This window comes from Stenotrophomonas thermophila, assembly GCF_001499715.1.
GTDB lineage: Bacteria > Pseudomonadota > Gammaproteobacteria > Xanthomonadales > Xanthomonadaceae > Stenotrophomonas > Stenotrophomonas hibiscicola.
Map to the genome: position 1 here is coordinate 54,455 of NZ_CVIW01000014.1, position 17,240 is coordinate 71,694.

At 67.5% G+C, this 17,240-nt stretch carries 16 protein-coding genes; 8 read left to right on the forward strand and 8 right to left on the reverse strand.

Translation table 11 applies throughout. The annotated features are described in order from the left end of the window. Positions 1–2: 2 nt before the first annotated feature. Positions 3–632: an ATPase gene (locus BN1263_RS08890; protein WP_058980565.1), complete on the forward strand. Its 630-nt coding sequence runs from the start codon at positions 3–5 to the stop codon at positions 630–632. Between the two features lie 74 nt (positions 633–706). On the opposite strand, the gene proP is transcribed toward BN1263_RS08890, so the two are convergent. The 3 genes from proP to BN1263_RS08900 form a co-directional block, all read right to left on the reverse strand. Then, positions 707–2,194 (reverse strand): glycine betaine/L-proline transporter ProP, encoded by a 1,488-nt coding sequence (gene proP / locus BN1263_RS08895; RefSeq protein ID WP_058980566.1) that lies wholly within the window; start codon positions 2,192–2,194, stop codon positions 707–709. Positions 2,195–2,450: 256 nt separating this feature from the next. Beyond that, positions 2,451–2,579: a hypothetical protein gene (locus BN1263_RS20870; protein ID WP_260832929.1), complete on the reverse strand. Its 129-nt coding sequence runs from the start codon at positions 2,577–2,579 to the stop codon at positions 2,451–2,453. An 85-nt stretch (positions 2,580–2,664) separates the two neighbouring features. After that, positions 2,665–2,892 (reverse strand): hypothetical protein, encoded by a 228-nt coding sequence (locus BN1263_RS08900; protein ID WP_058980567.1) that lies wholly within the window; start codon positions 2,890–2,892, stop codon positions 2,665–2,667. Positions 2,893–3,054: 162 nt separating this feature from the next. Between BN1263_RS08900 and BN1263_RS08905 the strand changes: the two genes are divergently transcribed. The 3 genes from BN1263_RS08905 (at position 3,055) to BN1263_RS08915 (ending at position 6,247) form a co-directional block, all read left to right on the forward strand. Beyond that, positions 3,055–3,471 (forward strand): host attachment family protein, encoded by a 417-nt coding sequence (locus BN1263_RS08905; protein WP_058980568.1) that lies wholly within the window; start codon positions 3,055–3,057, stop codon positions 3,469–3,471. A 5-nt stretch (positions 3,472–3,476) separates the two neighbouring features. Continuing rightward, positions 3,477–3,800, forward strand: a complete 324-nt coding sequence (locus tag BN1263_RS08910; protein WP_058980569.1) for a thioredoxin family protein — start codon at positions 3,477–3,479, stop codon at positions 3,798–3,800. A gap of 95 nt (positions 3,801–3,895) precedes the next feature. After that, on the forward strand, positions 3,896–6,247 hold the full coding sequence (locus tag BN1263_RS08915; RefSeq protein ID WP_058980570.1) for a GH92 family glycosyl hydrolase: 2,352 nt from the start codon (positions 3,896–3,898) through the stop codon (positions 6,245–6,247). Between the two features lie 143 nt (positions 6,248–6,390). Here BN1263_RS08915 and BN1263_RS08920 read toward each other — a convergent pair whose 3' ends face one another. Both BN1263_RS08920 and BN1263_RS08925 read right to left on the reverse strand, forming a co-directional pair. After that, positions 6,391–7,764, reverse strand: coding sequence for a sensor histidine kinase (locus BN1263_RS08920; RefSeq protein WP_058980571.1), 1,374 nt, complete (start codon positions 7,762–7,764; stop codon positions 6,391–6,393). Beyond that, on the reverse strand, positions 7,757–8,431 hold the full coding sequence (locus tag BN1263_RS08925; RefSeq protein WP_058980572.1) for a response regulator: 675 nt from the start codon (positions 8,429–8,431) through the stop codon (positions 7,757–7,759). The genes BN1263_RS08920 and BN1263_RS08925 overlap by 8 nt, the downstream gene beginning before the upstream one ends. 62 nt (positions 8,432–8,493) lie before the next feature. Here BN1263_RS08925 and BN1263_RS08930 point away from each other — a divergent pair, with 62 nt between their 5' ends. The 3 genes from BN1263_RS08930 to BN1263_RS08940 are packed head-to-tail and all read left to right on the forward strand — an operon-like array spanning position 8,494 to position 13,984. Further along, complete coding sequence (locus BN1263_RS08930) at positions 8,494–9,741, forward strand: TolC family protein (protein ID WP_058980573.1); 1,248 nt, start codon at positions 8,494–8,496, stop codon at positions 9,739–9,741. After that, positions 9,738–10,910, forward strand: coding sequence for an efflux RND transporter periplasmic adaptor subunit (locus BN1263_RS08935; protein ID WP_058980574.1), 1,173 nt, complete (start codon positions 9,738–9,740; stop codon positions 10,908–10,910). The genes BN1263_RS08930 and BN1263_RS08935 overlap by 4 nt, the downstream gene beginning before the upstream one ends. Continuing rightward, complete coding sequence (locus BN1263_RS08940; RefSeq protein ID WP_058980575.1) at positions 10,907–13,984, forward strand: efflux RND transporter permease subunit; 3,078 nt, start codon at positions 10,907–10,909, stop codon at positions 13,982–13,984. Before BN1263_RS08935 ends, BN1263_RS08940 begins: the two co-directional genes overlap by 4 nt. 134 nt (positions 13,985–14,118) lie before the next feature. Here BN1263_RS08940 and BN1263_RS08945 read toward each other — a convergent pair whose 3' ends face one another. After that, positions 14,119–14,862 (reverse strand): SDR family oxidoreductase, encoded by a 744-nt coding sequence (locus tag BN1263_RS08945; RefSeq protein WP_058980576.1) that lies wholly within the window; start codon positions 14,860–14,862, stop codon positions 14,119–14,121. A 106-nt stretch (positions 14,863–14,968) separates the two neighbouring features. Between BN1263_RS08945 and BN1263_RS08950 the strand changes: the two genes are divergently transcribed. Beyond that, complete coding sequence (locus tag BN1263_RS08950) at positions 14,969–15,913, forward strand: LysR family transcriptional regulator (RefSeq protein WP_058980578.1); 945 nt, start codon at positions 14,969–14,971, stop codon at positions 15,911–15,913. A gap of 19 nt (positions 15,914–15,932) precedes the next feature. On the opposite strand, the gene BN1263_RS08955 is transcribed toward BN1263_RS08950, so the two are convergent. Further along, entirely contained in the window at positions 15,933–16,256 is a 324-nt protein-coding gene (locus BN1263_RS08955; protein ID WP_058980579.1) for a MoaF-related domain-containing protein, read from the reverse strand. Continuing rightward, positions 16,253–17,191, reverse strand: a complete 939-nt coding sequence (locus BN1263_RS08960; RefSeq protein ID WP_058980581.1) for a cyclase family protein — start codon at positions 17,189–17,191, stop codon at positions 16,253–16,255. Before BN1263_RS08960 ends, BN1263_RS08955 begins: the two co-directional genes overlap by 4 nt. Between the last annotated feature and the right edge of the window lie 49 nt (positions 17,192–17,240).

A 17,240-nucleotide genomic window follows, 5' to 3' on the forward strand; every position in this document is an offset into this window, starting at 1 on the left:
CGATGGGGCGGATCCTGGTGCTGGCCGGCGTCAACGGCGCCGGCAAGAGTTCGCTGCTGGGTACCTGGCTGGAAGCCGAGGGTCTGAGCTGGTTCAATCCCGATGCGTTCACCCGGTGCCTGGTGGAGGTCGGCTGGCCACCGCCTGACGCCAACGCCGAGGCCTGGCAGGAAGGCACCCGTCGCCTGCGCCAGGCCATGGCCGAGGGCACGGACTTCGCCTTCGAAACCACGCTGGGGGGTAACACCATCCCACGACTGCTGCGCGAGGCCTGCGTACACCATCACGTTGCGATCTGGTTCTGCGGCCTGGCCACGGTGGAGCTGCATATTGCCCGCGTTGCAGCGCGTGTGGCCGCCGGCGGCCATGACATTCCAGTGGAGAAGATCCACGCCCGCTTCGATTCGGCGCGCGAGAACCTGCTGGAACTGCTGCCACACTTGGCCGAGCTGCATGTCTACGACAACAGCGTGCCGGCCGACGCCGCCGGCCGCGCCGAGCCCCTTCCGGTACTGGCGATGGCGCATGGTCAACTGCAGTACCCGGTGTCGGTGGCCGAGCTGCTGCACACGCCGGACTGGGCCAAACCCATCGTAATGCGTGCGATGGAGTTGGACACCCCGCGTGATTGAGGGCGCGCGCACGGGTGTAGAGCCGAGCCCATGCTCGGCCGATCCCCGAAAGGCAGCCGAGCGCGGGCTCGGCACTACAAGGAGCGTTCCGCCTCCGGCTCGGCAACGTCCGGCAGCGGCGGCAAGGTCGGGTCCACCGTCACAGGCACATCGCTCTTCAACAGCGCGGCCGCTTCCCTGTCGCTGCCCACGGCCGGCGGTGAACCACGCAGCGGCAGGCCGGCGGTCTCCTTCACGAACAGCATGGTCACCAGCCCGATCACCGCTGCGCCCATCAGGTAGTAGGCCGGCACCAGCGCATCACCGGTGCGCTCCACCAGCCACGCGGTCACCAGTGGCGTGGTGCCACCGAACAGCGACACCGACACGTTGAACCCGATCGACAGCGCGCTGTAGCGCACCGGGGTGTAGAACAGCGCCGGCAGCGTGGACGGCATCGAGCTGGTGAAGCACACCAGTGCCAGTCCCAGCAGCATCAGGCCGAGGAAGATCAGCCCGTCGTGGCCGCTGCCGACCAGCAGCAGGCACGGAATGGCCAGCACCAGCAGGGCGATGCAGGCACCGATGATCATCGGTCGGCGGCCCAGCCTGTCGCTGAACAATCCGCCGACGATGTTCAGCGGCATCATCACCAGCATCACGATGATGATCAGCAGCAGCCCCTTGCTCTCGGCGTAGCCCAGGGTGACGCTGAGGTAGCTGGGCATATAGGTCAGCAGCATGTAATCGGTGACGTTGAACACCAGCACCAGGCCCATGCACACCAGCAGCTGGCGGCCGTGCACCTGGAACAGCGCTCCCAGGCCGGGCCGGTCGTGCTCGCGTTTCTCGGCTTCCTCGGCGAAGGCGCGGAACGCCGGGGTTTCCTCCAGTTTCATGCGCATGTACAGGCCGAGCAGGCCCAGCGGGCCGGCCACCAGGAACGGGATGCGCCAGCCCCAGTCCAGCATCTGTTCGCTGCTCAGCAGCATGTGCAGCGCGGTCACGGTACCGGCGCCTGCGATGTAGCCGCCCAGCGTGCCGAACTCCAGCCAGCTGCCCATCAGCCCGCGGTTTCGGTCGGTGGAATACTCGGCGATGAAGGTGGCCGCGCCGCCGTATTCGCCGCCGGTGGAGAAACCCTGCACCACGCGCGCCAGCAGCAACAGCACCGGCGCCCAGATGCCGATGCGCTCGTAGGAAGGAATCAGGCCGATCGCAAACGTGCCCAGCGCCATCAGGATCATGGTGAACGCCAGCACTTTCTGGCGCCCATAACGATCGCCGAGCGGGCCGAACACAAGACCGCCGAGCGGACGCACCAGGAACGCCACGGTAAAGGTGGCGAAGGCGGCGATCACCTGCGCTGTGGGGTTGCTGGAGGGGAAGAACACCTGGCCGATGGTGACGGCGAGATAGCCATAGACACCGAAGTCGAACCACTCCATGGCATTGCCGAGTGCGGCCGCGCCCACGGCGCGCTTGAGCATGGGCTTGTCGACGACGGTGATCTCATCGACCTTGAGGTGGCGGCGGCGTTTGAACCAGCCGAAGTGGGCATGTGCCTCGGGGGTGTCCTGCATGGGGGCTCCCTTGTAGGTTGTGGAATAGGGGAAGGGGTGATGGGGGCGTCCGGAATTCGGAAACGGCGATGCGGGCGCAGGTGGCGCAGGGGCATCGGTAAGTGGCATGGGGCCGGGGACGTATGCGGGCACAGCGCCGCGCACGGCAAAGCACCGCAGCGAAGGCGGAAGCGCAGCAACGGTATCATCGCGGTCGCGCAGTCAGCGGCCGGAGCTCACAGGGGTGTAGGGAGTGCAGGTCGAGAGCCTGCGGGCGTCACCCGCCGGGATCCAGCGCGAGGCGGTGGAAGAGCAGGGCGGGAGCCATCGTGGCAAGCGAAGCGCCGGTCGGCAGTGCTTCCCACGTAACAGGTGCGCCCGTCACGTAGTGGGTCGTGTCGATCATCCGTTCATCATAACGGCATGAGCGTGAGCATGCAGCGAAGCGGACAATCCTGCACGCTATGTTCCAGGCTGCCTGTTCAGGTGCTTCAGGCCGACTTCGCCATCAATCCGAACACGGTGCAGGCCATGGCCAGTGCGCCAGGCAGCGCCAGCCGGCGCGTGACCAGCGCGGCGCCGATCATCGTCAGCACCGAGAGCATGATGGCCAATGCCAGCAGCGGTTGGCCCAACAGGAACTGATGGATGCAACCTGCACAGCCGGCGATCGCCAAGCTGCAGGCAAAGTAGACGCGGAACAGTGAGTCAGCGTACACAGGAGTTCCTCGCGATGACGGAGGCCATAGCGGCAGGCGCGCTGGCAAATTTAGCGCTGATTGCAGATTGCGATGATCGGATCACATCCTGTGCGCGCTCTGGTGACATCGGCGTGCATAAGGTGGGGCATACACCCACTTTTCGGATCGATGGAGGATGCAATGGCGCGGACGATTCCCCAGGGAACGCTGATCGTGGTAGCCGACGGTGGGTCGGCACGGGTGTTCACCAACGTGGGTAGTGAACACCGGTTGACCCTGAAGCAGGAGGGCGAACTGCGCCTGCAGGACATCAGTGAGCAGGGTGTGTCCGGGCAGGGGCCTGCGGGTGCAGTGCCGAAGGACATGTCGGTGTCGCAGCTCAATGAGGCCACGTTCGCCAAACAGGTGGCGGAACAGCTCAATGAGGATGCATTGAAGAACCGCTATGCGCACCTGGTGCTGATCGCGGATCCGACCACGCTGGGTCGCATTCGTCCGCTGCTGCATAAAGAGGTCCAGGCGCGATTGCTCGGGGATATTGCCAAGGATCTGACCAACGCGCCGCTGGAAGACATCCAGAAGGCACTGGCGGCGTAGCGCTCATGCCGTTCATGCGTGATCACCTTGCGAACGAGCCCACCTCTGCGGAGGTGGCGGCGCAGGCTGGCTGGCAGGTGCTGGAGTTCGGTGCGCCTTGGTGTGGCCACTGCCAGGCCGCGCAGCCTGCTTTGCAGGCCTTTGTCGAAGCCAACGATTTGCCGCACTGGAAGATCGAGGATGGCAAGGGCAGGCCCCTGGGCCGAGCGTTCAAAGTGAAGCTGTGGCCGACGGTGGTGCTGCTGCACGATGGAGAAGAGGTCGCGCGGGTAGTGAGGCCGCTGGACAGCGCGGACCTCATGTCGTTGCAGGGCGCGCTTCCCGATTGAAGATTGAACGGGCGTAGGGCGCCTGGCAGTCGCACTGCAGCATGCGGCGTGCCAGGTGCGGTGCTAGCATCCGGCTACCACCTGAATCGATCCAAATGCCGATGCCCACGCTGGACCGTCGTCTCCTGATCGCTGTCGCCGCCACGGCGATGTTCGCTTCCGGCCTGGCTTCGGCTGCGCCTGCCAGAGCTGCCGCCGACAAGGCCTATGCCTCGGTCGACCCGTTCATCGGCACCGGTGGCGAAGGCCACACCTATCCGGGTGCGACGGTGCCGTTCGGCATGGTCCAGCTCAGCCCGGACACGCGCATCCAGCCGCGTGAGAAGGCCTACGGCTGGGCGGCGGGCTACCGCTATGACGACAGCAGCATCGTCGGCTTCTCGCACACGCATTTTTCCGGCACGGGCCACTCGGACCTGGGCGACATCCTGCTGCTGCCGTTCACCGGCAATCCTGGTCTGGAGCGTGGCGACCCGGAGAATCCGCGCAGTGGCTATGCCTCGCGGTTCCGCCACGCTGACGAGAAGGCAGAACCGGGCTACTACGCAGTCACCCTGGACGACTACAAGGTGCGCGCCGAGCTGACCACCAGTACCCGCGTGGGCGTGCATCGATACGCCTTCCCCAAGGGCACCGACGCCAAGGTGCTGCTGGACATGCGCACCAGCATGTACGACTACCCGGGCAAGGTGCTGTGGTCGCGGGTGCGGGTCCGCGCCGACGGCACCGTGACCGGCTTCCGCGAAACCCGTGGCTGGGCGCCGGGCCGCCAGCTGTTCTTTGCGATGCGTTTCTCGCGCCCGCTGGCCGGGCATGAACTGCACAACACCGAGCAGGATGTCGTCTACAAGGGTTTCCCGCCCCCGGGCGAGAAGGATCCGTCACAGCGCGCACAGATCGAAGGTCGGCAGCTGGTGGGTACCTTCGCATTCGGCAAGCTGGACGCACCGCTGGTGGTCAAGGTCGCAATCTCACCCGTCAGCGAGGCCGGCGCCATTGCCAACCTCGACGCGGAAGTGGCCGACTTCGATTTCGACCGCGTGCGTGCGCAGGCGAAGCAGGAGTGGACGCAGGCGCTGTCTGTGCTCGATATCGATGCTCCGGAACACGCGCGGCGCAGCGCCTATACCGCGCTGTACCACACGATGCTGGGGCCGACGTTGTTCATGGATGCCGATGGCCAGTACCGCGGCCCGGACAATGCGGTGCACAAGGCGGATGGCTTCACGAACTACTCGACGTTCTCGCTGTGGGACACCTACCGCGCGCTGCATCCGTTGCTGACGCTGGTGCAGCCGGAGAAACGCAACAGCGACTTCGTCAATTCGATGCTGGCGCACCATCAGCACAGCCCCTACGGCATGCTGCCGGTGTGGTCGTTCCATGGCCTGGAAGACTGGTGCATGATCGGCTATCACGCGGTGCCGGTGATCGCTGATTCCTATGTGAAGGGCATTCGCGGCTTCGACGCCGACAAGGCATTGAAGGCGATGGTCGAGACCGCCAATTACGGCCCGTACGACGGCATCGCGCAGTACCGTGAGCTGGGCTATGTGCCGATCGACGAGGAAGGCGAAGCGGCCAGCAAGACGCTGGAGTACGCCTTTGATGACTGGACCATCGCACGCATGGCGCAGGCGATGGGCAAGGCCGATGTTGCGGCGACCTTCGACAAGCGCGCGGCCAACTGGCGCAATGCGTTCGACAAGGACACCGGCTTCATGCGCGCGCGCAAGCGCGATGGCAGCTTCCGTACGCCGTTCGACCCCAGCGCCAGCGGCTACGGCACCGACTACACCGAGGGCAACGCCTGGCAGTACTCGTGGTACGTGCCGCAGGACGTCGCCGGCCTGGCGGCAGCACATGGTGGCAGTGACAAGCTGCTCGCGCGCCTGGACGAGGTGTTCAACGCCAAGGTGGATCCGTCCATCTTCGAGCACATGGAAGACATCACCGGCCTGATCGGCTGGTACGCGCACGGCAACGAGCCCAGCCACCACGTGGCCTACCTGTATTCGTATGCAGGTCAGCCGTGGCGCACCCAGGCGCGGTTGAAGCAGATCATGGAAACCCAGTACGCCGATCGCCCCGATGGCCTGGCCGGCAACGATGATGTCGGCCAGATGTCGGCGTGGTACGTGTTCACCGCGCTGGGCTTCTACCCGGTGGCGCCGGGCTCGGGCGAGTACATCCTCGGCCGTCCGTTCCTGCCCAGGACCGCGATGCGCCTGCCGAACGGCAAGACGTTCACCATCGTGGCCGATGGGCTGGATGACAGGCACACCTACGTCGGCAACGTGAGCCTCAACGGCAAGCCGCTGCAGCGCACCTTCCTGCGCCATAGTGAGATCCTGGCAGGTGGCGAGCTGCGTTTCACCATGCAGGCCGAGCCGAACAAGGACTGGCCGGGGCAGGGCGCGCAGGCGCCCTATTCGATGAGCCGATGACGCGCACTCGGTAGGTGCCGACCTTGGTCGGCACGCTTCACGGGTGACCAGGAACCTGTAGAGCCGAGCCCATGCTCGGCTCAGGCATCGTGCCAGGAGCAGCCGAGCATGGGCTCGGCTCTACAAGGGCGGTTCAACAGCGCTCATCGGAACCGCAACCCCACCCGCGCACCGCCGATCGGGGCGGTATCAATCATCAAGGTCGCGCCATGCCGCTGCGCGATCTCGGCCACGATCGCCAGCCCCAGGCCGCAGCCATCGCCCTCGCTGCTGGCCCGGTAGAAGCGTTCCGTGACGCGCGAGCGTTCGGCTTCGGCGATGCCTGTACCGTCATCGTCCACCCACACCTGCACGCCCTCGGCATCCCGCTGTAGTCCCAGGGTGATCACGCCGGGCACGGCGCCATAGCGCAGCGCGTTGTCCAGCAGGTTGCCCAGCGCCTCGCGCAGCAGCTGCGGATCACCTTGCGCCTGCACACCGTCGTCGGGTCCGTCGTAACCCAGGTCCACGCCCGCCGCCAATGCACGGTCGGCGTAGCGCTCGACCACGCCCCGTGCCAACGCGGCCAGATCCAGCGGCTGCAGCGGCAGTGCGCTGCCCTGTGGATCTTCCGAGCGGCTGAGCATCAGCAGCTGATTGACCAGGTGCTGCAGCCGTGCCAGCCCGGCCAGCGTGCCGGACAGCGCCAGCTGCTGGGCCTGCGGATCCTGTTGCCGCAATGAACTCTCCAGCTCCACCTGCATCGCCGCCAGCGGCGTGCGCAGCTGGTGCGCGGCGTTGCTGACGAAGCGCCGTTGCGCGGCCTGCATGGCGTCCAGTCGCTGCAGCAGGGCGTTGTAGGCCTCCACCGCCGGCCACAGTTCGCGCGGCGCCTCCTGCGCCGGCTCCAGCGGCGCCAGCGGGTCGGGGCGTGGGCTGGCCAACCGCCGTGCCACCTGGTTGGCGTGGCGTGCAGCCGCGCCGGTACCGGACCAGGCCAACCACCCAGCCAGTGCCAGGATCGCGGCCTGGAACGGGATGCTGGTCAGCAGCAGCTTGCGCTCCAGGCGGTGGCGCTTGCGCAGCGTCTCGGCCACGCGCAGGCGGATATCGTGGCCCGGCCCGACGCTGACCACGACTTCGACCATGCGCACCGGCTGCCCACGCAGGCGCGCGTCGTAGTAGACGGCATCGTCGCTGCCGGCAGCGATCGCGGGGCGGGGCAGCGCTTCGGGCAGGTCGCCATACAGGCGCCCGCCCGCGGCGTCGACCACTTCGCCATGCACTTCGTCAGCGGTATCCCAGGTGAACATGCGCGACACCGCAGGCGTGATCTCGATCGAGGCACGCCCGTCCTGCACCTTCACCAGCTCGGACAACGACATCGCCGAATCCAGCAGCCAGCGGTCATAGACCTGGCCGGCGTAGAAGCGGGCCAGCGCGAACGAACCGACTGCGCTGCACAGCAGCAGCACCAGCAGGGGCAGCCACAGGCGGCGCAGCAGCAGCGCCCGCAGGCTGTGCACGCGCTCAGTCACCCCCGGCCTCCAGCCGGTACCCCAGGCCACGCAACATGCGGATGCCGACGCCGGCGCGTGCCTGCTCCAGCTTGCGGCGCAGGCGGCTGACATGCACTTCGATCACCGACAGGTTGGCCTCGTGGTCCCAGCTGTACAGCGCGTCGAACAGGCGCTGCTTGGTGACGGTGCGGCCGGGATGCTGCATCAGTGCCTCGACCAGCGACAGCTCGCGCGCGGTCAGTTCGATGCGCTGGCCTTCCACCTGCACTTCATTGCGGATGCTGTCGAAGCACAACCGGCCCAGCCGCTTCTTTGCCGGTGCGTCGCTTCGGCGGCGTGACAGCGCACGCAGGCGCGCCTCCAGCTCACCGAGTGCAAATGGCTTGGCCAGATAATCGTCGCCACCCCGGTCGAGGCCGAGGATGCGGTCCTCCACACCGTCGCGCGCGGTCAGGATCAGCACCGGCAGGGTGACGCCGTCGTTGCGCAGGCGTGAGAGCAGGTCGAGGCCGTCGACATCGGGCAATGAAAGGTCGAGCACCATCACGTCATACGGCGCGCTGGCCAGTGCAGCCGGCGCGTGCAGGCCGCGCGGAAGGTGGTCGCACAGATGGCCGGCGCCCTGCAGGGCGCGGATCAGTCCATCGGCCAGAGCGGCGTCGTCTTCGATCAGCAGGATTCGCATTGCAAGTTTCGTGCAAGGTTGGGGCAAGTTTGGCGCAAGTGCATCACCTTACCGTGACGTGCATGAATTTCTCCCGTTGTCTTGCGGCCCTGCTGGCCGCCCTTTCGTGCGCGCCTGCGGCTTCGGCGCTGTCCCTGCAGGAAGCGCAGCGCGCCATGGAAGCACACAACCCGGACCTGCGCGCGACGGCATTGGAACTGCGTGGGGTGCAGGGCGATGCCCAGACAGCAGCACTGCGCCCGGCCCCTGAGCTGTCGATCGGCAGCAGCAAGATCAGCCCGAAGCACGGCATCGGCCAGGGGCGCTGGCAAGACAAGCGGATGGACAGCACGCTGGGCCTGGGCTGGACCTGGGAGCGCGGTGGCAAGCGCGCATTGCGCATCCGCCAGGCGGGCGCGCTGCTGGAAGTGGCAGGCCTGGAGATGCTCGATACCCGGCGCCGGCAGCAAGTAGCGCTGCATGAGGCCTACTTCGGCCTGAAGCGCGCGCAGGAGCGGGTGCAGATTGCCGAGGCCAACCGCCAGAGTTCGGCCGAACAGATGGCGGCAGCCGACAAGCAGGTGGCCACCGGGGCGATGGCGCCGGTCGACCGCGCGCGGCTGGCGGTGGACGACCTGGCGGTGGCCGACGCGGCGCGCGAGGCAGTGCTGGATCTGCGTGATGCGCGGCATGCGCTGGGCCTGCTGCTCGGCCGTGACGACAGCGGTGACCTGAGCGCCGATGATCCCTGGCCCGACCCCGCAGCCGTTGCCGCAACGCGCGCGTTCGATCCGCAGCAGCGTGCCGATCTGCGTGCGGCACGCTCGCGCCTAGCCGCCGCCGATGCTGGCGTGGCCCTGGCGCGTAGCGAGCGCCACCGCGACATACAGCTGGGTGTGGAGGCCGAGCGCGAGCCGACCGACATCAGCGGTGTCACCTGGGGAGTGTCATTGACCATTCCGCTCGGCGGCCCGTCACGTGCACGGGGCGCGATCCAGCGTGCCGAAGCCGACCGTGACAGCGCCGCGCTGGAGCTGCAGGTACTGCAGCGCGAAGCACGCGCCGAGCTGGACCAGCTGCAGGCCAGCGCGCAGTCCGCCGCACAGCGCCGCAGCGACTATGAGGGACTGCGGTCCGACGCCGCACGCAAGGCGGTGCAGGGCATCGAACTGGCGTACCGGCGCGGCGCCGCCAGCCTGACCGATCTGCTGGATGCGCGCCGCAGCTGGCGCGACTTCGAGACGGCGCTGATCGATGCGCGTGCCGACCATGCCATTGCCCTGGCGCGCTGGGAAGCGGCCACATCCGTTGCTGAAGGAGAGTCCCGATGAAGTCCACCGTCGCTTATCGACCGCAGGCGCGACAGGCCGTGCTGCCGGCCTTGCTGGCGCTGGCCCTGCTGGGCGGCTGCGGCCGCGAACCGGCGTCGTATACCGAGGACGCGCCGAAGGTCAGTGCTGGCCAGATCCAGTTTCCTGCCGGTAGCCGCCAGCTGCACGTGCTACGCAGCGAGGCGGTCACCGCCGGCGCCAGCGCCAGCCTGCAGCTGCCGGGCCGGGTGGTCTGGGACGAGACGCGCTCCAGCGCGCTGCGTACGCCGTTGGCCGGGCAGGTGGCGCGTATCGAGGCACAGCCGGGGCAGAAAGTGAAGGCGGGCCAGGTGATCGCCTGGATCACTTCGCCCGAATTCGGCCAGGCCCAGGCGGAGGGCGTGCGCGGCCGTGCCCAGCTGCAGCAGGCGCGCAAGGAGCTGGAGCGCACCCGCGAGCTGCATGCGGCGGGTGTGGCGTCGGGCCGCGAACTGGACGAGGCCGAGGCCAACTTCGCCGGCAGCCAGGCCGATCATGCGCGCGCGACCGCCTTCGCCAAGGCATATGGCAATGGCCAGCGCGTCGACCAGCGCCTGCCGCTGCGCGCGCCGATCGATGGCGTGCTGGTGGAGCGGCGGATGAGCCCGGGCATGGCAGTCAGCCCCGACAGCGAACAGCCGCTGGCGGTGATTGGCGATCCTGACCGCCTGTGGTTGCTGCTGGATGTACCGGAGAGCCTGGCCGGACGCTTGAAGGCGGGCATGCAGGTGAGCGTGCCCGGCGCCGATGGACAGCCGCAGCAGGCGACCCTGCAGCACGTGGATGACTTCGTCGACAGCGAGCGCCGCGTGGTGCAGGCGCGCGCCGAACTGGACAACCGTGCGCGCGGTTTCAAGGCGGGCCAGTACGTGCGTGCGCAGGTGGCAGTGCCGGCCGAGGGCGGTGTCTCGCTGCCCGATGCTGCGGTGCTGCTGATCGACGGCAAGCAGGTGGTGTTCGTGGAGGAGGCCAAGGGCCGCTTCGCGCGCCGCGCCGTGCGTGCCGAGGAACTGGGTGACGGCCGCCTGTGGGTGCGCGAGGGCCTGGCGGTTGGCAGCAGGGTGGTGGTCGAGGGCGGCCTGCTGTTGCAGCAGCTGGTCGACAGCGCGCCAGCCGCCGCCAGCACCGGCACGGGGCACGCCGCCCCATGATCGATCGCCTGATTGCCTATTGCCTGCGCCAGCCGCTGATGGTGATGCTGGCACTGCTGTTGTTCATCGGCGGCGGTATCGCCGCGTTCCGCGTGCTGCCAGTGGAGGCCTTTCCGGATGTGTCCGATACCCAGGTGACAGTGGTATCGCTGCACCCCGGGCGCGCGGCCGAAGAGGTGGAGCGTGAGGTGACGATGCCGCTGGAAGTGGCGCTGTCCGGCATTCCGCATTCGGTGCGGGTGTTCTCGCATACGCAGTTCGGCCTGTCGATGATCATCCTGACCTTCGATGACAAGGCCGACGATTACTTCGCGCGCCAGCAGGTGCTGGAACGCCTGCAGGGCGTGGAGCTGCCGGAAGGGGTGACGCCGGAGCTGGAGGCGATGAGCTCGGCGGTGGGCGAGATCTACCGGTACGTGCTGAAAGGCCCGCACCTGACACCGACCCAGCTGCGCACCGTGCAGGAATGGACGATGGAGCGCAGCCTGCGCACCGTGCCGGGCGTAGCCGATGTGATCAGTTTCGGCGGCTTCGCGCGTACTTTCCAGGTCAAGCCGGATCTGGACAAGCTGCGTGACCGCGGCATCAGCCTGGCTGAGTTCGCCGAGGCGCTGGAGAAGGGCAGCTCGAACGCAGGCGGCGGCTACGTGGAACGTGGCCAGCAGCAGTTCCTGATCCGCGGCGTCGGTCTGATGCGTTCGCCGGCCGACATCGGCAACGTGGTGGTCGCGCAGCGCAGTGGCACGCCGATCCTGGTGCGCGACCTGGCCGGCATCGCCGATACCGGCCTGCCTCGGCAGGGCCTGGTCGGCCAGGATGACAACGACGATGCGGTGTTCGGCATGGTGCTGATGCGCAAGGGCGAGAACCCGTCCGACGTGCTCGACGCCCTGCATGCGCGCATCGCCGAGATCGAAGCGAACCAGCTGCCGGCCGGGGTCAGCATCGAGCCTTTCTATGACCGCTCGTGGCTGGTCTCGACCACGCTGAAGACCGTCTTCAGCAACCTGCTGGAAGGCGCGGTGCTGGTGTTCCTGGTGCTGTGGCTGTTCCTGTACAACGCCCGTGCCGCGCTGATCGTGGCGGCGATGATGCCGCTTGCGCTGCTGTCGACCTTCCTTGGCCTGCATCTGTGGGGCGTGCCGGCCAACCTGCTGTCGTTGGGCGCGATGGACTTCGGCATCATCATCGATGGCGCGGTGATCGTAACAGAGCACATCGTCTCGCGATTGTCGAAGCTGCCCCCTGCAGCCGACCGGAAGACGCGGTTCTCGACCGTTCTTTCAGCTGCATCGGAAGTGGGCCGGCCGACGTTCTTCTCGATGCTGATCATCATCGCGGCGCATATCCCGATCTTCACCCTGCAGCGCCAGGAGGGCCGCATGTTCGCGCCGATGGCGTACTCGGTGACCTCGGCATTGATCGGTGCGTTGATCCTCGCACTGACCGTGGTGCCGTTGCTCTGCTACTGGTGGCTGCGGCGCGACCGCATGCGCGACGGCAATCCGCTGATGGACCGCCTGACCGGCTGGTACCGGCCGATCCTGGAACGCGCACTGGCCCGCCCGCGTGCGGTGGTGCTGACTGCGGTTGCGCTGCTGGTCGGCACGCTGGCGCTGGGCACCCGGTTGGGTTCGGAGTTCCTGCCCGAGCTGGACGAAGGCTCGATCTGGCTGACCGCCACGCTAGACCCCAGCACCAGCCTGGCCGAAGCGCAGCAGCAGTCGCGGCGCATCCGCGAACTGGTCGGCACCTTCCCGCAGGTATCGACGGTAGTGGCAAAGCTGGGGCGCCCGGAAGATGGCTCCGACGCCAAGGGCGCCAACCAGATCGAGGCGCTGGTGGCACTGAAACCCGAGAAGGAATGGCCGAAGGGCGTGGACAAGCGGCAGCTGGTCAGTGATCTGCAGCGTACGCTGGAGCAGCGCATTCCGGGCCCCGAGTTCTCGATTTCGCAGCCGGTCCGCGACAACATCCTGGAGAGCATCTCGCAGATCAAGGGCCAGGTGGTGATCAAGGTCAGCGGCTCGGATCTGGATGTACTCAACCAGCAGGCGCAGGCGATCCTGGGCCAGGTGCGTAGCGTGGAGGGCGTGGAGAGTGCCTTCATCGACCGTGACGGCTCACTGCCGCAGCTGCAGATCGAAATCGACCGCGACCGTGCTGCGCGCTATGGCTTGAACGTGCGCGACATCGACGAGGTGATCGAGACCGCACTGGGCGGGCGCCAGGTCGGCGAATTCTGGGAGGGCGACCGCAAGTTCCCGATCACGCTTCGTCTGGACGACGCCGATCGTGACCTGCAGCGGCTGCGCACGGTGCCGGTCGGCATCGGCGATGGCCACACGGTGACACTGTCCGACGTGGCCGACTTCCGCATGGCCAGCGGTGCGATCAACATCTCGCGCGAGAACGCGCAGCGGGTCAAGGCGGTGAGCATCTTCATCGCCGGGCGTGACATGGGCAGCGTGGTGGCCGACATGCGCAAGCGCGTGGACGCCAGCGTGCAGTTGCCGGAAGGCTACCGGCTGGAATGGTCCGGGGAGTTCGAGAACCAGCAGCGTGCGATGAAGCGGCTGGGCTGGGTGATTCCGCTGTCGGTGTTGATCATCTTCGTGCTGCTGTTCGATGCCTTCAAGGACATCAGCAGCGCCGCGCTGATCCTGGCCAACGTGCCGCTGGCGATGATCGGCGGCATTCTGGCCCTGTGGCTGACCGGCATTCCGCTGTCGGTGTCGGCGGCAATCGGCTTCATTGCATTGTTCGGGCAGGCGGTGCTGAACGGCGTGGTGATGCTCAGCCGCTTCGCCCAGTTGCGCGAGCAGGGCATGGACCTGCTGCAATCCGTGGTGCAGGGCTCGCTGCAGCGCCTGCGCACGGTGCTGATGACCGCGCTGCTGGCGATGTTCGGTTTGCTGCCGATGGCGACCTCGCATGCGATCGGCGCCGAGACCCAGAAGCCGCTGGCGGTGGTGGTGATCGGTGGCCTGCTGTCGGCGATGCTGCTGACCCTGCTGGTACTGCCCACGTTGTACTACTGGGTGCATCGCCGCCGCGAGGCGCGCATCGCCTGACCTACCTGTAGAGCCGAGCCCATGCTCGGCTGCTTCTGGCCTTTGCGCGAAGAGCAGCCGAGCATGGGCTCGGCTCTACCCCCGCGACATGCGCAGATGCGATCCACGCCATGCGTGGAAGCCGGCCGCGCGATCTACACCATCCCGCCGTTGGCGCGCAGCACCTGGCCGTTGATCCATCCGCCATCGGCACCGGCCAGGAAGGCCACGGCACCGGCGATGTCCTCTGGCGTACCCAGCCGCTCCAGGGGGTTCATCTTCGCCAGCCGCTCGATCAGCTCCGGTGACTTGCCCTCCAGGAACAGATCGGTGGCGGTCGGGCCCGGCGCCACGGCGTTCACGGTGATGTTGCGCCCGCGCAGCTCCTTGCTGAGGATCGCGCCCATGGTCTCCACCGCCGACTTGCTAGCCGCATACACGCTGTAGTTCTCCAGCCGGGTCCCGACCACGCTGGTGGACAGCGTGACGATGCGCCCGCCGTCGCGCACCCGTCGCGCGCTTTCGCGCAGCACGTTGAAGGCGCCCTTGAGGTTGATGCCGATCACCCGATCGAACAGGGCGTCGTCGGTGTCGGCGAGCGGCGCCAGCTGCAGCACGCCAGCGCTGTTGACCACCACGTCGATGCCGCCGAAACGGGCCTCGATGGCGTCGAACATCTGGCGCACCGCCTGCGGATCGGCGACATCGGCCTGCAGCGCGGTGGCCTGCGCACCGGCGGCGTTGAGTTCGGCCGCCAAGGCTTCGGCGTCGTCGCGGCGGCCCGCATAGTTGATCGCGACCGCATGGCCGTCGGCGGCGAGCCGGCGGGAGATGGCGGCGCCGATGCCACGGGAGCCGCCGGTGACCAGGGCGACAGAGCGGGCGGGGGAGAGGGTCATGGTGGCTTCCACTGGGACACGCCGGAGCGGCGCAGGGCCATGTTCGCGCCATCGCACGTTCGGATAATCCTGCATAATCCGCCAACATCATCCGGATAGCCGAACAATGGACCGCTTCACGGCCATGCGCGCCTTCGTCCGTATCGTCGAGCGCCGTAGCTTCACCCGGGCCTCCGAGGACCTCGGCCTGCCGCGGGCCACGGTGACCGACGCGATCAAGGCGCTGGAACAGCGGCTGGGCGTGCGCCTGCTGCACCGCACCACGCGGCTGGTGGTGCCGACGCTGGAAGGCGAGGCCTTCTACGGCCGTTGCCTGCGTCTGATCGCCGACATGGACGATGCCGAGGCTGCGTTCCGTGATGCCCCGCCACGCGGCCCGTTGCGCATTGAAGTGCATGGCACGCTGGGCCGGCACCTGCTGTTTCCGCACCTGCCGGAATTCCTGCAGCGCTATCCGGAGATCGAGCTGGACGTCAGTGAAGGCGACCGCTATGCCGATCTGCTGCGCGAAGGCGTGGATGCGGCGTTGCGGGTGGGGACGCTGGCCGACAGCGATCTGGCGTCGCGCCGGTTGGCGATGCTGCGCGAGGTCACGGTGGCCGCGCCGGGTTACCTGCAGGACAAGGGTGTGCCCGGCAGCATCGCGTCCCTGCTGGGCGGCCATGAAATGGTGGGCTATCGCTCCAGCGCCACCGGCCAGCTGATTCCTCTGGAGTTCCAGCAGGGCGGGCAGGTGCGCTACGTGCCGCTGCCGGCGCGGGTGCGAGTGTCCGGTGCGGACGCGTTCCTTGGTGCCGCGCTGGCGGGCCTTGGCATCATCCAGGCTCCGCGCTACCGGATGGACCCGTATATCGCGCGCGGGCAGCTGGTGGAGCTGTTGCCGGACGCGCCGCCGACCCCAAGCCCGTTGAGCCTGGTCTACCCGCGCAACCGCACGCCGTCGCCACGCTTGCGGGTGTTCATCGACTGGGTGGCCGGGGTGTTCGAGCAGACCGGGGTTGCCGGCCAGCGGCCGGCGGCACCCCTGAATCTGTTCGGCCAGGCCCGGTAGTGCCGGCCGCTGGCCGGCATCACAGCGCTGCCAGCGACCCCTGCATGCGATGGAAACTGCCATCGGTGGCGGTGAACCAGGCCAGCGAACGCCCGCCGACGAAGTCATCGACATGCACGACCGTTGCGCCATCGGCTTCCTGCCACGAAATGGCATAGACCCCGTCGCTGATCCGCTGCCACTCACAGGCGGCTTCGCCCTGCGCACCGGCATAGGCGCCAGAGACGATGGCGTACCGCACGTGGCGGCCATCGGCGCTGTAGACATTGTCGGCGGCCAGACCGTCATAGCTGACGCGGAAGCGACGGCCGGCGAACAACGGCAGGGCGGAGTCGGCGCTCATCGGATCGCCACCGGGTTGACGTTGACCTGGGTCGAGCCGACGTACAGCGGCTGGCCGAGCACGAACAGGAATTCCCAGGCCTTGTCGCGCACCAGCGCACGGCTGTCGATCAGCTCCAGGTTGTAGATGCCGCGCTTGGCCAGCATGTACTGGTTGATCGGGAACTCCTCGGCACCGTTCGGGTTCGGGTAGACCTCCGAGGCCCAGGTGTCGCCACCGAAGGCGACGATGCCCTGGTCGGCCAGCCACTTCGCGGCCTCCATGCCGATACCCGGTTCCACTTCCAGGAACTGTTTGTCGTCCTTTCCGATCAGTTCCAGCCAGCCGGTGTTGAAGAGCACCACGTCGCCCTTGCGCAGGCTCAGTCCCTGCTTCTTCAGCACGGCCTGTATGTCGGCCACGGTGAACTCGGTGCCGCCGGGCACGATCGCCTTGCCGTAGTACGCGGTCATGTCCAGCACGACGCCGCGGGTGACCATCGGCGGCACCTTCTCGACGCCGAGCTTGCGCACGCCGTCGACGGTGACGAAGTCGGCGGCCTTGTTGCCGTTGTAGTAGACGTTGTCGATGCCGATATGGCCGATGCCGTTGAGCTGGGTGCCAACGCCGGTCCACGCGTTCACCAGTTCATCGTTGAAGGTGAACCTGTTGGGGCCCAGCGACCTGCCGGCCTGCTGGCCGACCTGCACGTTGTACAGGCGGAAGCTGCGGTGGCGGAACGCGGGCAGGTTCTTGTCCACCGGCACCGCCAGCGGATAGGTCTTGCCGGTCCTGACCAGCGAGACCGCGCGCTTGACCACGTCCGCGGTCAGCAGGTTGGCCGCGCCGATCTCGTCGTTGGCGCCGTAGGCAGAGGGATACCAGTCCTCGGCGGTGGCCTGGAAAGACAGCGGCAGGATGGCCAGCGCAAGCGCGGCCAGGGTCTTCATCTTCATGGCAAAGCTCCGGTAACGGTCAGGCCGCCGCGGGGGCGGCAAGCGGGGC

Bases quoted from the DNA above. Each gene is read 5' to 3' on its own strand.
- BN1263_RS08890 (WP_058980565.1), top strand. From the start codon at position 3: ATGGGGCGGATCCTGGTGCTGGCCGGCGTCAACGGCGCCGGCAAGAGT.
- proP (WP_058980566.1), bottom strand. From the start codon at position 2,194: ATGCAGGACACCCCCGAGGCACATGCCCACTTCGGCTGGTTCAAACGC.
- BN1263_RS20870 (WP_260832929.1), bottom strand. From the start codon at position 2,579: ATGATCGACACGACCCACTACGTGACGGGCGCACCTGTTACGTGGGAA.
- BN1263_RS08905 (WP_058980568.1), top strand. From the start codon at position 3,055: ATGGCGCGGACGATTCCCCAGGGAACGCTGATCGTGGTAGCCGACGGT.
- BN1263_RS08910 (WP_058980569.1), top strand. From the start codon at position 3,477: ATGCCGTTCATGCGTGATCACCTTGCGAACGAGCCCACCTCTGCGGAG.
- BN1263_RS08915 (WP_058980570.1), top strand. From the start codon at position 3,896: ATGCCGATGCCCACGCTGGACCGTCGTCTCCTGATCGCTGTCGCCGCC.
- BN1263_RS08925 (WP_058980572.1), bottom strand. From the start codon at position 8,431: ATGCGAATCCTGCTGATCGAAGACGACGCCGCTCTGGCCGATGGACTG.
- BN1263_RS08930 (WP_058980573.1), top strand. From the start codon at position 8,494: ATGAATTTCTCCCGTTGTCTTGCGGCCCTGCTGGCCGCCCTTTCGTGC.
- BN1263_RS08935 (WP_058980574.1), top strand. From the start codon at position 9,738: ATGAAGTCCACCGTCGCTTATCGACCGCAGGCGCGACAGGCCGTGCTG.
- BN1263_RS08940 (WP_058980575.1), top strand. From the start codon at position 10,907: ATGATCGATCGCCTGATTGCCTATTGCCTGCGCCAGCCGCTGATGGTG.
- BN1263_RS08945 (WP_058980576.1), bottom strand. From the start codon at position 14,862: ATGACCCTCTCCCCCGCCCGCTCTGTCGCCCTGGTCACCGGCGGCTCC.
- BN1263_RS08950 (WP_058980578.1), top strand. From the start codon at position 14,969: ATGGACCGCTTCACGGCCATGCGCGCCTTCGTCCGTATCGTCGAGCGC.
- BN1263_RS08955 (WP_058980579.1), bottom strand. From the start codon at position 16,256: ATGAGCGCCGACTCCGCCCTGCCGTTGTTCGCCGGCCGTCGCTTCCGC.
- BN1263_RS08960 (WP_058980581.1), bottom strand. From the start codon at position 17,191: ATGAAGATGAAGACCCTGGCCGCGCTTGCGCTGGCCATCCTGCCGCTG.